This window comes from Chlorobium ferrooxidans DSM 13031 (assembly GCF_000168715.1).
Classification (GTDB): domain Bacteria; phylum Bacteroidota; class Chlorobiia; order Chlorobiales; family Chlorobiaceae; genus Chlorobium; species Chlorobium ferrooxidans.
Genome location: NZ_AASE01000001.1, coordinates 186,212 through 201,123, shown reverse-complemented (window position 1 = coordinate 201,123; position 14,912 = coordinate 186,212). Strand labels below are relative to the sequence as shown.

Here is a 14,912-nt window from a genome sequence, read left to right as displayed (position 1 = left end):
ACAGAGGAGACCCTTCATCATGGCGGAATACGACAAGGACAAACAGGCAAAAGAGTACTATACCGATATCCCGGTTAACAACTACGGTTTTTTCCTCAAAGGTGCCCACTCGGTTGACTGGGGGATGAAAAACCGGCTTTCGAGGATTTTCCGGCCCGATACCGGAAAAACAGTCATGTTTGCTATTGATCATGGTTACTTTCAGGGCCCTACCACCGGTCTTGAACGTCCGGACGTCAATATTGTGCCGCTTATGCCGCATGCTGATGCCATCATGCTGACAAGAGGCATTCTTCGCACGACTGTCCCTCCGACACTGAACAAGGCTATCGTCATGCGCTGCAGCGGCGGGCCGAGCATTCTCAAGGAGCTCTCGGACGAAGAGCTTGCTGTTGATATTGAAGATGCCATTCGCATGAATGTTGCCGCCATAACCCTCCAGGTTTTCATTGGCGGTGAGTTCGAAACCCGGTCAGTGCGCAATATGACCAGACTTGTTGATATGGGCCTGCGTTACGGAATTCCCACCATGGCCGTGACGGCTGTCGGCAAGGATATGGTTCGTGATGCCAAATATTTCAGGCTTGCATGCCGGATTTCGGCAGAGCTCGGAGCACAGATCGTCAAGACCTACTATGTCCCCGAAGAGTTTGAAACCGTGGTAGCTTCATGTCCGGTTCCGATTGTTATGGCCGGAGGCAAGAAAATTTCCGAACTCGAAGCGCTTACCATGTGTTCGCATGCCATCCAGGAGGGTGCTGCGGGAGTAGATATGGGCCGCAATATTTTCCAGAGTGACGCTCCGCTGGCCATGATGAAAGCCGTAAACAAGGTTGTGCATGAGCAACTGGCTCCGGAAGATGCGTTTGCCTATTTCAATGACATCAAGTCGGAAGGATAACATAAAGAGTTCTCCGGTGCTGCGACAGAGTGGAGTGCTCTGTCGCGGCATTTTTTCACCGTTTTATTTTTTTAATGGAACCCCCGTGTCAATTGCGTGCAGTGTGCAGTCGGGGCGTATGACGTATTTTTATGAATATTGATGATATCAAAGGATTTTTTACCTCCAGAGAGCAGCTTGACATGGCTGACTACCTGACGCTCGATTACTATCTTGAGTGCGTGGGTGATATCGAGACGGCGCTTGCGCATTTTTGCAGTGAGCAATCGACTGCTCAGTGGAAGCGTGTTGATTATGATGAGGATTTCCGCCCGAGGTATGCGGCCAAAGTCATCAATCTGACGGTGGAGGGCGAGCTACAGGAGCTGAGCTATCCGGTCAAGCACTCCGAAACCGGTCCAATACACGCCTGTCGTATCACCATTGCTCATCCACACCGCAATTTCGGCCCGAAACTGCCGAACCTGCTCTCCGCAGTGTGTGGCGAAGGGGTCTTTTTTACACCGGGAGTGCCTATCGTCAAACTGCTTGATATCGGTTTTCCTGACTCCTATCTTCAGGAGTTTGACGGGCCGAAATTCGGTGTCGAGGGTATCCGTGATCTTCTGCAGGCCTATGACCGTCCGATATTTTTTGGTGTGGTGAAACCCAATATCGGTCTCAGTCCTGATGAGTTTGCTGAAATAGCCTTCCAGAGCTGGCTTGGCGGTCTTGATATAGCAAAGGATGATGAGATGCTTGCTTGATGTTGACTGGTCAACACTGGTGGAGCGTTCCCAAGTGCTTGGTGAAGCGAGGAGGAGGGCGGAGAAGCAGACCGGAGAGCCGAAAATTTATCTTGCCAATGTTACGGATGAGGTTGACCGTCTGATTGAGCAGCATGATATAGCGGTCAGTAACGGCGCCAATGCCCTGCTTATCAATGCGCTGCCTGTAGGGCTCAGTGCTGTCAGAATGCTTGCCCGCCATACGAAAGTCCCTCTTATCGGTCACTTTCCCTTTATTGCTGCATTCAGCCGGATGGAAAAATATGGCATTCACTCAAAGGTGATGACCAAACTGCAGCGTCTTGCCGGTCTTGACTCGATTATTATGCCCGGATTCGGCAGCAGGATGATGACCCCGGAAGAGGAGGTACAGGAGAATATTGCCGAGTGTCTTCAGGATTTCGGTCATATCCGTCGTTCCCTTCCTGTTCCCGGCGGCAGCGATTCTGCACTGACGCTTGAAACGGTTTACCGCAAGGTCGGCAGTGTTGATTTCGGCTTTGTGCCCGGCCGGGGCGTTTTCGGCCATCCCATGGGACCAAAGGCGGGAGCGGCAAGTATCCGCCAGGCATGGAGCGCTATCAAAGAGGGTATTTCGCTTGAGCGTTATGCTGCCGGTCATCCTGAGCTTCAGGCCATGATCGACGGGGCGCAGGGGAAAAAATAAGGAGCAAAGGCGGAGGTCTGCTTATGGGTCTGCTCGATGAGAGGGTTGCCGTTATTACCGGTTCTACCAGAGGGATCGGTAAAGCTATCGCCCATGAGTTTGTACGCGAGGGGGCAAAGGTGGTTATAACCTCTGCATCAAAATCCAATATTGATGCAGCTGTTGCCGAATTTCCGAAGGATTGTGCCTATGGCTGTGTCTGCAATGTTGTTTCCCTCTCCGAAATGGAGCATCTGCTCAAAGCGGCGGTTGAGCGCTTCGGAAGAGTAGACTGTTTTATCAACAATGCGGGCATTTCGGACCCGTTCGGGAGTATCACCGACAGTGACCCTGAAGTGTGGGGCAGGGTTGTTGACACCAACCTTAAAGGGACCTATAACGGAACCCGTGCGGCAATAGGTTATTTTCTCAGGGAGAACCGGAAAGGAAAAGTTATCAATATGGCAGGTTCCGGTACCGACCGGAGTTCCAATACGCCCTGGATAAGTGCCTACGGCTCAACCAAAGCTGCCATCGCCCGATTTACCTATGCCGTGGCAGAAGAGTACCGGCATACCGGCATTGCGGTGATGCTGCTCCATCCGGGCCTTGTTCGTACCGGAATGGTCAGTGCAGAACACCCTACTCCTGAACTTCTGCGACAGCTTGCCACCTTCAACACCATTCTTGATATTTTTGCCCAGCCGCCTTCCGTTGCAGCAAAGCTTGCCGTGAAGCTTGCTTCAGCCTGGAGTGACACAAAAACAGGGATCTATCTCTCAGCTCTTGACGGACGCAGAAAAAAATGGTTGCTCCTGACCTATCCCTTCCGTAAAATACTGCACAGAATTGATTGTCGAACCTGGTAAAAAGAGGATTGTCATGCTGAAAAGAGGTACCCCGGTAATCGTGCTCTTTCTTGTTATGGTTACCCTTCAGGGTTGCTACAGCTTTACCGGCGGATCACTTGCTCCGAACATGAAAACCATAGCCGTTCCGGTTTTTGATGATCGCTCGGGAGCAGGTATTGCGCAGTTCAGGGGTGAGCTGTCGAAAGCTCTTGCTGACAGGCTGGAAGCTCAGAGCAGCTTTCAGGTTATTCCATCCATTGCAGGGGCAGATGCTCTGCTTGATGGTGTGATCACCTCTTTTTCCGATTATCCCGGTCAGCTTTCCAGCCGGACGGAGCGGGCGATAACGAACCGTCTTGTGCTAACCGTTCAGGTCAGCATGAGCAATCGAATCGACAAAAAAACACTCTTTAATCAATCCTTCACAGGATTTGCAGATTATCCCGTTGGTAATTACGTTGCAAGAGAGGAGGCAATCCGTTTCTGTCTCGGTCAGATTGTTGATGCGGTTTTCGATCGGGTTGTTTCGGGTTGGTAGGTGTTACGGAGATTTTTATGGCTGTTTTTATCAATATGCTGGTATAGTTAACGGAGGAGTTATCATGGAATCAGGAAAGGAAATAGGATACCGTTTCGAACTCGCCCGCGGTTTTCTTGAAGAGGCTGAACTGGATTATTCCCTCAAACGCTGGCGTACCTGTGTTTCGCACTCCATACTGGTCATTGAAAATACCGGGCTTGCGGTCCTGATGCTCTTTGGTGTCTCCTCCCTTACGCATAAACCGGGGCTGCATCTCTCCCGGCTTATATCCGAAGGAACGGTTTCGGAAGAGATAGCAGCTCTGATTGAAGAGATACTTCCGGATTTGCAGAAATATGATTCACATCTGAAAATGCTGGCGAAATATGGTGATGAGGCGGAGTTCCGGCTTCCCTGGAAGATCTTTGATGAAGAGAAAGGTGTGGCGGCAATCGAAGCTGCCCGCAAATGCATGCGGGTGAGTACCGAAATTGCTGAACTGGCTAAATAACTTTTTCAGGGCTGTTTCGTCCGATTGTAATTTTTGATTGTACTTGTGCATGAATATTCTTGTTACCGGCAGCCGAGGTCAGCTTGGTTCAGAACTGCAAAGGGTTTCGGGGTTGACCGGCAGCCATCACTATTATTTTTATGATCTTCCCGATCTCGATATTACGAATGCCGCTCAGGTGGAAGAGATTTGCCGGCTTCACTCGATTCAGGCGATTGTCAATTGTGCGGCCTATACTGCCGTAGACAAGGCTGAGTCGGATTCCGCATCGGCCTTTCTGGTGAACAGGGATGGTCCCGCCGTGCTTGCCCGGTGTGCCAAAGATCGAAATGCCCTGTTAGTACATATTTCGACCGATTATGTCTTTAACGGAGAGTCAAACTCGCCCTACCGGGAAAGTGATCGGGTTTCGCCGGCAAGTGTTTACGGCCTTTCCAAATGGGAAGGGGAGGAGGCTGTTCGCAGGATCGGCCCCTCACACCTGATTATCAGAACATCCTGGCTTTACTCCCCTTACGGCAGTAACTTTGTCAAAACCATGCTTCGGCTCGGCGCAGAAAAGTCCTCGCTTACTGTGGTGTTTGACCAGATCGGCACGCCGACCTGTGCAGCTGATCTCGCCTCGGCAATTGCCTCGATTCTGGATCGCTGTGACCTGTCGCATTGCTATGGCGAGACCTATCATTACTCCAACGAAGGAGTATGCTCGTGGTATGATTTTGCTGAAGCCATTATGGAGCTTGCTGGACTCTCCTGCCGCGTTTTGCCGGTAGAGAGCAGCGAATACCCGACTCTTGCAAGGAGGCCGGGCTTCAGCGTACTGAACAAGTCGGCTATAAAAAAATCATGGGGAGTGGAAATTCCTCACTGGCGCAGCTCACTGGCAACCATGCTCAGGGAGATACAGCGGGAAGCAACATGAACGAGTAACCTTTATAACAGGAAACAATGCATATACTGATCACCGGAGGAGCAGGATTCATAGGTTCACATGTCGTCAGGCACTTTCTGAAGTGCTACCCCTCATACACGGTCACCAACCTTGACAGCCTTACCTATGCCGGAAATCTTGCCAACCTTTCGGATGTGGATGCTCTGCCGAACTACCGTTTTATAAAAGGGGATATAACCGACAGCGCCTTCCTGTTGAGACTTTTTGAGGAGCAGCGGTTTGACGGAGTGATTCATCTGGCGGCCGAGTCGCATGTTGATCGTTCGATTGCCAACCCGACGGAGTTTGTGGTGACCAATGTTCTTGGCACGGTCAATCTGCTCAATGCCGCAAAGGCCTCGTGGCAGAGTGAGATGGAGGGAAAACGATTCTACCATATCTCAACCGATGAGGTTTACGGCTCCCTTGGAGCTGAAGGACTCTTTACCGAAGAGACCGCTTACGATCCCCACAGTCCCTACTCGGCATCCAAAGCCGCTTCGGATCACTTTGTCAGGGCCTATCATGATACCTACGGCCTTCCGGTTGTGATCAGCAACTGTTCAAACAACTACGGATCTTTCCAGTTTCCCGAAAAACTCATTCCGCTGTTTATCAACAATATCCGCAACAACAAGCCGCTTCCGGTCTATGGAAAGGGGGAGAACGTGCGGGACTGGCTCTGGGTGGTTGACCATGCCGTGGCAATCGATGTCATTTATCATCGGGGAAGGAGCGGCGAGACCTATAATATCGGCGGTCATAATGAGTGGACAAACATTGACCTGATCAGGCAGCTCTGCCGGATTATGGACCGGAAGCTTGGTCGCGGGGCGGGTGAGTCAGAAAAACTCATCACCTACGTTACCGACCGGGCAGGCCATGACCTTCGTTATGCTATTGACTCGTCGAAGCTGCAGCGGGAACTGGGCTGGATTCCTTCGATCTCCTTTGAAAAAGGGCTTGAGCTGACCGTAGAGTGGTATCTTGCAAATCAGGAGTGGCTTGACAATGTGACCTCCGGCAGTTATCAGCACTATTACGAGAAGATGTATGGCGTAAAGTGACAGCATTACAACAAACAGTGAACAGCTTTTCCTATGCGAATTCTGGTTATCGGCGGTGCAGGCTATATCGGCAGTCATGTTACAAGAGCTTTTCTTGATCGTGGATACCGTGTTACGGTTTTTGATAATCTTCAGACCGGTTTGAGGGAGAATCTCTTTGAAGAGGCTCAGTTTGTGCATGGAGATATTATGCATCCCGCGCAGCTGCGCGCGGTCATGACTGGAGGAGGATTTGACGGCTGTATACACCTCGCGGCCTTGAAAGCTGCCGGTCAGTCAATGCTCCATCCGGAACGCTATGCCGAGGCCAATATTGCCGGTACGATAAACATCCTTAATGAGGCGACAGCTGCATCCCTCTCTCCGATTATCTTCTCCTCTTCGGCAGCGGTCTATGGCGCTCCACAATATCTGCCTATGGATGAAGAGCATCCGAAGAAGCCGGAAAATTTTTACGGCTATACCAAGCTCGAAATCGAGCGGATGCTCGGCTGGTATGACCGGCTGAAAGGTCTGCGCTATGCGGCAATCCGCTATTTCAATGCGGCCGGTTATGATGTTCAGGGACGAATCAAAGGTCTTGAGCTGAATCCTGAAAATCTGCTGCCGATTGTGATGGAAACTGCGGCAGGCATCCGTCCCAGGCTCTCCGTTTACGGTGACGATTATCCGACCAGAGACGGAAGCTGCATACGGGATTATGTTCATGTCAGTGATCTGGCGGAAGCTCATGTAACCGCGTTTGAATATATCCGGAAGCATGACCGGAGCATTACGGTCAATCTCGGAAGCCAGAAGGGTGTCAGTGTTCTTGAAATGCTGGAGCGGGTTCGCGCTCTTACCGGAAAGGCTGTTCCTTCAGAGATTGCCGGCAGGAGAGCCGGCGATCCGGCAGAACTGGTGGCGTCTGCGGCAAAGGCCGGGGAGCTGCTCGGGTGGGTGCCGAAGTACAGTGATGTTGATACCCTTGTCTCCTCGACCTGGAAAATGTATGAGAAATTTGCCCGCCATTAAGCTTTTCGCGCTCTATCCATGATTATTCCTGTGATTCTCAGCGGCGGTTCCGGCACAAGACTCTGGCCTCTTTCCAGGGCGTTGTATCCCAAGCAGTTTCTCTCGATCATCGGAGAAAAGAGCATGCTGCAGGATACCGTGTTACGCCTTTCCCTGCTTGATGACCTGGGTCCTGTTTATACTGTCTGTAATGAAAGCCATCGATTTCTTGTAGCCGAGCAGCTCCGGGAGATAGAGGCTGAAATCGGCGAAATCATTCTTGAACAGACGGGGCGCAATACGGCTCCGGCATCTGCGGCAGCGGCTCTTCTTATTGCAAGGAAGCATCCCGGCGCCCTGATGCTTGTTTTGCCGGCTGATCACGTCATTCTTGACCCGCAGGCATTCAGGGAGGCGATCTTTACCGGAAGGGCTGCCGCCCGGGAGGGTGCGCTGGTCACTTTCGGCGTTGTTCCGCTCTCTGCTGAAACCGGTTACGGCTATATCCGGGCATCGCTTAAGGGGGAAGCGTATAACGGGGCTTATCCTGTTCTTGAATTTGTCGAGAAACCCTGCCAGCAGACCGCAGAGCGCTTTTTTGCTTCGGGCGACTACTTCTGGAACAGCGGCATTTTTCTCTTCAGGGCCGAAAGCTATCTGCAGGAGCTCGAAATGTATGCCCCGTCGATACTCGGTGCATGCCGTGAGGCTATAGAGAAAGCTGTTGAAGATCTCGACTTTTTGAGGCTTGATGCGGAAGCATTTCAATCCTCCCCCTCTGATTCCATTGACTATGCCGTGATGGAAAAAACCGGACGGGCACTACTCGTTCCACTTGATGCAGGATGGAGTGATATCGGTGCATGGTCAGCGCTCTGGGATGTGCATGAGCGGGACGAAGCGGGCAATGTGAAGAAGGGCGATGTGCTGCTGCACGATGTCAGGAACAGCTATATCCATGCAACAAGCCGTCTTGTTGCCGCAGTTGGTCTTGATGATCACATTATTATAGAGACCGCTGATGCGGTGCTTGTAGCGGCGAAGGATCGGGTTCAGGATGTTCAGTTGCTGGTTGAACAGCTTAACCGCAAAGAGCGTGATGAAGCGGTTATGCACCGAAGGGTCTACCGTCCATGGGGTTCCTATGAAACGGTTGATGTATCGGGCCGCTTCAAGGTCAAACGCATTACCGTGAACCCCGGTGCGGCGCTTTCGCTTCAGAAGCATCAGCATCGAGCCGAACACTGGATTGTCGTCAGGGGAAGAGCTCTGGTGACTGTAGAGGATCGAACAATCGAGCTTCATGAGGATCAGTCCACCTATATCCCGGTTGGCTCCTTCCATCGTCTTGAGAATCCTGCTCAGGTGCCTCTTGAACTGATTGAGGTACAGACAGGCGGGTACCTTGGAGAGGATGATATTGTTCGTGTGGAGGATCGTTACGGCCGGCAGTAAAACAGGACAGGCGCCTTTGTTTTGAATTTCTTTGACGGGATGATTAAAAATAGTACATTTTAAGGTTATTGTTTAGTTGGCGTTAAACCTGTTAAATCTAAATATCCCTTTAATATGGCTGAAGAAATCAAATCTTCCGGACAGGCTCAGCAGCGCCAGGGTGATGTTGTCAAAGGTGATTTTTCGACAATTCTGGTCGGTGTTGGCACTCTACTTGACAGTACGCTGACCCCCCTGAGCAAGATCGTTGCCCAGACGCTTGATTCCCTGACGGTGGTAGCAAAACAGATTCTTGACGGCGTAAATTCAACTCTTGGCGGTAAAAAGTAAGAATCGGAATTTTCCCGGTTGTCTTTTGTCGCTTCAGATATTTAAAAGGCACCTCTATAAATTGTTGTGAGCGGTTTGAGTACGAGGCGGACGGAGCGCAGAAACCGGAATGTACAAGGAGTACTTGAGGATTTCGAGCACCGCCCAACGAAGTAATCGAATCGCGGAACAAATTAATAGAGGTGCCCATACAAGGTTTCAGGCAAGCTTTTCTGTTTATGAAAGGCTTGCCTGTGCTGTTTCATACCGGATTCTTGTATATTGACTTTTTTTATAATTGCAGGCCGGTTGCCTGCTGTTGATTGAATGACCTATAAGCATTATGGACGATAAATTCAGGGAGTATCCCTCAAATGTGCCCTATAGTACAGTAGAGGCGGAAGTTCTTGCATACTGGAATGAAAAGGGAATTTTTCAGAAGAGTCTGGAGGAGAGACCGGCGGAGAGGGTCTACTCGTTTTACGAAGGACCACCGACGGTCAATGGCAAGCCGGGTGTGCACCATGTGTTCAGCCGAACCATCAAGGATGTGGTGTGCCGGTACAAGACCATGCAGGGTTACCGGGTGCCGAGAATGGCAGGATGGGATACTCATGGATTGCCGGTGGAGATTTCAGTAGAGAAAAAGCTGGGTCTGAAGAACAAGTCCCAGGTTGTGGAGTATGGTGAAGGGGATTTCAATGCTGAAGCAAGGGCGCTTGTCTACCATCACATCGACGATAATCGCGAGGGATGGGGAAAGCTGACCGAGCAGATGGGCTACTGGGTCGATATGGACCACCCCTATATTACCTGTACCAATAACTACATCGAGTCGGTCTGGTGGGCTTTGAAGACCATTTTCGACAAGGGGCTTATCTACAAGGATTACAAAATTGTCCCGCAGGACCCGAAATCCGAGACGGTGCTCAGCTCTCACGAGCTTGCCCTCGGTTACCGGGAGGTGAAAGACCCGAGTGTCTATGTGCGATTTCGTCTGAAGGGTTCGGAAGAGTCTTTTCTGGTCTGGACAACGACTCCCTGGACATTGATTTCAAATGTGGCGCTCTGTGTAGGCAGCGATATTGATTATGTAAAAGTTCGGAACAGAGAGAGCGGTGAGGTATTGATTCTTGCCCACTCCTGTCTTCAGGTGCTTCTTGAGAAAAACGAAGAGGGGGAGTCACTCTGGCAGGTTATTGCTGAACTGAAAGGGCGGGATCTTGAAGGGCTCGAATATGAGCCGCTTTTCAACTATATCCAGCCTGAGAAAAAGTGCTGGTATGTCACCGCCGGATCATTTGTCTCCACCGGGGATGGTACCGGAATTGTTCACATCGCTCCGGCTTTCGGTGCCGATGACTATGAGATTGCCAAAAAATATGATCTCCCGATGCTCCAGCCGGTTGCCCGCAACGGCTGTTTCACGGCTGAAGTCAGCGACTATGACGGTATGTTTTTCAAGGATACCGATCCGCTCATTATCCGTCAGCTCAAGGAGGCAGGAAAACTCTACCGCAAGGAGACCATTACCCACACCTATCCCTACTCCTGGCGTTACGATGTTCCGGTGATCTACTATGCAAGGGAGTCCTGGTATATCCGGACTACCGCTATTGCCGAGCGGATGGTGGAGCTGAACAAAACCATCAACTGGTGCCCTCCCGAGATCGGAGCCGGACGTTTCGGAAACTGGCTTGAGGAGAACAAGGACTGGGCGCTGTCACGCGAACGCTTCTGGGGTTCACCCCTGCCGCTCTGGGTTGCGGAGGATTTCGCTATCGGGGATGGTGCCGATTCGGGCAGACTTTTTGCCGTCGGATCCATTGCAGAGCTGCGGGAAGGCTTCATCGATATAGATACCGAACGCTATCTCCTCGGGGATGCTCTCGACAGGGGTCTCGTTGAGCTCGATCTGCACAAGCCCTTTGTTGACAGGATCTATTTTATCAGGGATGGCAAGCGCTTCAACCGCACACCCGAACTGGTTGACGTCTGGTTTGACAGCGGTTCCATGCCCTTTGCCCAGCTTCACTACCCGTTCGAGAACCGTGAACAGTTTGATCGCACCTTTCCGGCAGATTTTATCGCCGAGGGGGTTGACCAGACCAGAGGATGGTTCTACACCCTTCATGCCATTGCCACACTCATTTTCGACAAGCCTGCGTACAGAAATCTGATTGTCAACGGTCATATTCTCGACAAAAACGGTCAGAAGATGTCGAAATCAAAAGGCAACGTGGTGGATCCCTTTGAAACCATGGGCCGTTACGGAGCCGATGCGCTCCGCTGGTACCTTATGGTGACCAGTCCCCCCTGGAGGCCGAAATCGTTCAATGCCGATGAAATTGAAGAGGAGCAGCGCAAATTTTTCCGGGCATTCATCAACAGCTATAACTTCTTTGTGCTCTATGCCAATGTTGACGGATTCCACTTTTCGGAGTCCTCAATTCCCCTCCAGGAGCGTTCCGAGCTTGACCGCTGGGTACTCTCCTCACTGAATACTCTTGTGGACAACGTCCATATGCGCATGGAGCAGTATGATCTGACCGGCGCCGTCCGGCTGATCAACGATTTTATTGTTGACGACCTCTCCAACTGGTATATCCGTCGTTCACGCAAACGGTTCTGGAAAAGTGACATGGGGCCCGACAAGATTGCGGCCTATCAATCGCTCTATACGGCGCTTCTGACGCTGGCCAAACTGCTTGCGCCGTTTACCCCCTTTATTGCCGATCGTATCTACCTGAATCTGAACAGCATCAGCGGGCTTGAACCCTTTGAGTCCGTTCACCTGGCAGCGTTTCCCCTGCTCGACTCTTCGGCTGTTGACCGGCCGCTGGAGCAGCGGATGAAAAAGGCCCAGATCATTACCTCCCTGGTGCGTACCATGCGCGAGAAGGCTTCGCTCAAGGTTCGCCAGCCGCTGAAACGTATTCTCCTCGCCGTTGACAATGGCGCTGACCGGGAGGAGTACTCTCTTGTGGCAGATATCATTCTTGAAGAGGTCAACGTTCAGAAGATTGAGTATATCGAAGAGGATGGCTCGGTCATCAGCAAGAAGGTGAAACCGAATTTCAAAACCCTCGGTCCGCGATACGGCAAGGAGATGAAATCGCTTGCCGAGTCGATAAGGATCATGAGCCACAAGCAGATTGCCCTGCTTGAAAAAGAGGGACGGCTCTCCTTTGAGCTTGACGGGAAGCTGTTTGAGCTCTTGCGTGAGGATGTTGAGATTATGCATGAGGATATCGAAGGGTGGCTGGTGGCATCCGATGAAGCTCACGGCATTATGGTTGCCCTTGATACCGAGATGACCGAGGAGCTTGAAATGCTGGGCCTGTCGCGAGAACTGGTCAGCCGAATCCAGTCGCTCCGCAAGGAGAGCGGCCTTGATATTACCGACAGGATTTCGCTTGCTATCGAAGGGTCGGAAAAACTTCTGGATGCGGTGCAGAGAAATGATGCGTATATTAAAGCTGAAACTCTCGCAACAGTTCTTGTGGCTACTCTCGGTGATCCGTTGTCTGCCGCAATGGGGAAGAATGACCCGGTAAACGGTGAATTCTGCCGGTTATCACTTGAAAAATATGTTAGTTAATCGTATTATTTCACTCTCTGTTTTTTACAGCTTTTGGTTAGAATCAGCAAATACGATGTATTATGGCGAAAAAAAGCAGCAGTGCTTCCAAAAAGGAAAATGAGGTTATCGAGGAACCGGTTCTTACTAAAACCTACCTGACCGATGAAGAGCTGGAGCATTTCCGTCAGCTTTTGCTCAAGCGGCGCGAAGAGGTGCTTCGTGATCTGGATATTCTGCGCTCATCACTGTCCGATGAAAACGTGGAAGATTCAATAAATTCGAACTACTCCATGCATATGGCTGATCACGGCACTGAGACCATGGACCGTGAGCAGCGCTTCATGTTTATTGCCCGGGACGAGAAATATATCGGTTACATTGATCAGGCTCTTGACCGCATCAGAAACAAAACCTACGGAATCTGTATCAAGTCAGGCAAACCGATCCCGAAAAAAAGGCTGGAGGCTGTGCCGCACACCTCGGTGAGAATCGAGTTCAAGCAGGGGAAAAAGTAGGCCGCAGCAGGTTTTCATTTCATCGACGTACAAAAGGGAAAGGGCGTACAAACTGTTCGCCCTTTCCCTTTTGTGTTTTAAATCCAAAATTCTGAATTCAGAATCTCTTCAGTCGTTCTCCTCTTTGTCGGTGGTGGCCTCGTTGACCTCGATGGGATAATCACCGCTGAAACATGCCGTGCAGTAGCTACATGTTTCGTTTTCAAATGAGGGGACGCTGTTCATGAGTCCCTGCATGGAGAGGTATTTCAATGAATCAACACCGATATACTCCCTGATCTTTTCTATCTCCTCCTCTTCATTCTCCAGCGTGTCGAACATATGGGTCAACAGCTGGCGTTTGGTCGGGAAATCCATCCCGTAAAAGCAGGGGTTGGTGATAGGCGGAGAGCTGATGTGGAGATGGATGGCCTTGGGATCGGCTTCACGGATCAACTTGATCAGCATTTTGGCGGTTGTACCACGGACAATCGAGTCGTCAATGAGAATGATCGGTCTCTCCGTGAGTACACCGCGCACAATGTTGTATTTGGAACGGACCTTGATGTCGCGGCTGTGAATGCCCGGCTGGATAAAGGTTCTTCCGACATAGTGATTGCGGATAAGGCCGTGCTCAAAGCGTGCAGCCTTATCCATTTTATTGCTCTCCCTGACAAAGCCGAGAGCTGCGGTATTGGATGAGTCGGGGACGCTTACGACGGTCAGCTCCTTCTCTCCCGGCTGCTGGCCGATTTCCGACTCCCGTGCGAGATTTTTACCGAGGTTCCGGCGTACCTTGTCAACGGAGTGCTTGAAAATAAAGCTGTCAGGGCGGGCAAAATAGACATATTCGAATATGCAGCGCGCTTTACGATCAGAAGAGGGAAGAAAGAGTGAGGTAGGCTTCTCGTTTGTTACCGCAAGGTGGTCGATCAGCAATATCTCTCCCGGCTCGATATCGCGGATGTACTCGGCCTGGATGATATCGAATGCGCAGGTTTCGCTGGCAACGATATAGGCAAGCTCTCCGGTCAGAGGATCAACCTTTTTGCCGAGAGCAAGGGGTCTGAATCCGTAGGGATCTCTTGCTGCAATCATCTGGTTATTGGCCAGAATGACCATTGAATAGGCGCCCTCAACCTGGCTTAAGGCATTATAGATTTGCTGTATGGGCTCTTTTTCCCGGCTGCGTGCAGCAAGGTGGGGAATGATTTCGGTATCAGAGGATGCCTGGAAGATCACGCCGTCCTCAGTGAGTTGACGCCGAAGGGTTCGGGCGTTTGTCAGATTGCCGTTATGCGCTACAGCAAGGCTTCCCGAGCGGTAGGTCAGTGAAAACGGCTGAATATTGTTGATGGATGCTGATGAACCGGTGGTTGAGTATCGGTTGTGGCCGATAGCGGCATAGCCGCCCAGTTTGTCGAAGATGGTTTCATCCCTGAAAACTTCGGAAACAAGACCCATGCCCTTGTGCTGCTTGAAGAGGGTTTTCTTTTTGATCTTGTTATAGTCTGCAACCACGATACCTGCGGCTTCCTGTCCTCTGTGCTGAAGTGAGTACAGTCCATAGAAAGTGTCTTCCGCGGGAGTTTTTGAATTAAAAACGCCGAAAACTCCACACATAAGCAAAAGTATGTTAAAGTTAGGAGAAGCACCTCAGAGTCCTAATAATGGCAAATGAAGATCAATATTCAAACGGAAAACTGAAAATAATCGTTGCATCAGTTCCAGTTGATGTATTCTCGTTCCTATTCTGTTCCTGTTCGAAGTGTTATGAGCATATGCTGACGGATTTTTCGATGCGTCGGCTTCGGCTGCTGCCTGCTCCAGTTGCTGATACCGGGTTGCATTTGTTTTGGTCATCTGCCGGTTACCTCCGAAAAT

The 14,912-nt window shown here is 50.9% G+C and carries 12 protein-coding genes and 1 pseudogene; 12 read left to right on the top strand and 1 reads right to left on the bottom strand.

Annotation, left to right across the window (positions count from 1 at the left end):
• Positions 1-19 precede the first annotated feature (19 nt).
• From lsrF to CFERDRAFT_RS00895, 12 genes and pseudogenes are all read left to right on the top strand, one after another.
• Positions 20-901, top strand: coding sequence for a 3-hydroxy-5-phosphonooxypentane-2,4-dione thiolase (lsrF, locus tag CFERDRAFT_RS00950; RefSeq protein ID WP_006365302.1), 882 nt, complete (start codon positions 20-22; stop codon positions 899-901).
• 131 nt (positions 902-1,032) lie between these two features.
• Positions 1,033-2,335, top strand: a pseudogene (locus CFERDRAFT_RS00945) (RuBisCO large subunit C-terminal-like domain-containing protein).
• Between the two features lie 23 nt (positions 2,336-2,358).
• Complete coding sequence (locus tag CFERDRAFT_RS00940; protein ID WP_006365299.1) at positions 2,359-3,183, top strand: SDR family NAD(P)-dependent oxidoreductase; 825 nt, start codon at positions 2,359-2,361, stop codon at positions 3,181-3,183.
• 13 nt (positions 3,184-3,196) lie between these two features.
• Entirely contained in the window at positions 3,197-3,703 is a 507-nt protein-coding gene (locus CFERDRAFT_RS00935) for an LptE family protein (protein ID WP_006365298.1), read from the top strand.
• 64 nt (positions 3,704-3,767) lie between these two features.
• Positions 3,768-4,196, top strand: coding sequence for a HEPN domain-containing protein (locus CFERDRAFT_RS00930; RefSeq protein ID WP_006365297.1), 429 nt, complete (start codon positions 3,768-3,770; stop codon positions 4,194-4,196).
• Between the two features lie 49 nt (positions 4,197-4,245).
• Positions 4,246-5,118, top strand: a complete 873-nt coding sequence (rfbD, locus tag CFERDRAFT_RS00925) for a dTDP-4-dehydrorhamnose reductase (RefSeq protein WP_006365296.1) — start codon at positions 4,246-4,248, stop codon at positions 5,116-5,118.
• A 26-nt stretch (positions 5,119-5,144) separates the two neighbouring features.
• Positions 5,145-6,194 (top strand): dTDP-glucose 4,6-dehydratase, encoded by a 1,050-nt coding sequence (rfbB, locus tag CFERDRAFT_RS00920; protein WP_006365295.1) that lies wholly within the window; start codon positions 5,145-5,147, stop codon positions 6,192-6,194.
• Positions 6,195-6,227: 33 nt separating this feature from the next.
• On the top strand, positions 6,228-7,208 hold the full coding sequence (galE, locus tag CFERDRAFT_RS00915; protein ID WP_006365294.1) for a UDP-glucose 4-epimerase GalE: 981 nt from the start codon (positions 6,228-6,230) through the stop codon (positions 7,206-7,208).
• Positions 7,209-7,226: 18 nt separating this feature from the next.
• Positions 7,227-8,642 (top strand): mannose-1-phosphate guanylyltransferase/mannose-6-phosphate isomerase, encoded by a 1,416-nt coding sequence (locus tag CFERDRAFT_RS00910; RefSeq protein WP_006365293.1) that lies wholly within the window; start codon positions 7,227-7,229, stop codon positions 8,640-8,642.
• Between the two features lie 114 nt (positions 8,643-8,756).
• Positions 8,757-8,972 carry a hypothetical protein gene (locus CFERDRAFT_RS00905; RefSeq protein ID WP_006365292.1) on the top strand — a complete coding sequence of 72 codons (216 nt, stop codon included), beginning with the start codon at positions 8,757-8,759 and terminating at the stop codon, positions 8,970-8,972.
• Positions 8,973-9,294: 322 nt separating this feature from the next.
• Positions 9,295-12,552 (top strand): isoleucine--tRNA ligase, encoded by a 3,258-nt coding sequence (gene ileS, locus CFERDRAFT_RS00900; protein WP_006365291.1) that lies wholly within the window; start codon positions 9,295-9,297, stop codon positions 12,550-12,552.
• 62 nt (positions 12,553-12,614) lie between these two features.
• The gene (locus CFERDRAFT_RS00895; RefSeq protein WP_006365290.1) at positions 12,615-13,049 is read left to right on the top strand and encodes a TraR/DksA family transcriptional regulator; all 435 of its coding nucleotides are present in this window, start codon (positions 12,615-12,617) and stop codon (positions 13,047-13,049) included.
• Positions 13,050-13,157: 108 nt separating this feature from the next.
• Here CFERDRAFT_RS00895 and purF read toward each other — a convergent pair whose 3' ends face one another.
• A complete protein-coding gene (purF, locus tag CFERDRAFT_RS00890; protein ID WP_006365289.1) occupies positions 13,158-14,651 on the bottom strand; it encodes an amidophosphoribosyltransferase in 1,494 nt (497 codons plus the stop codon).
• Positions 14,652-14,912: the final 261 nt, after the last annotated feature.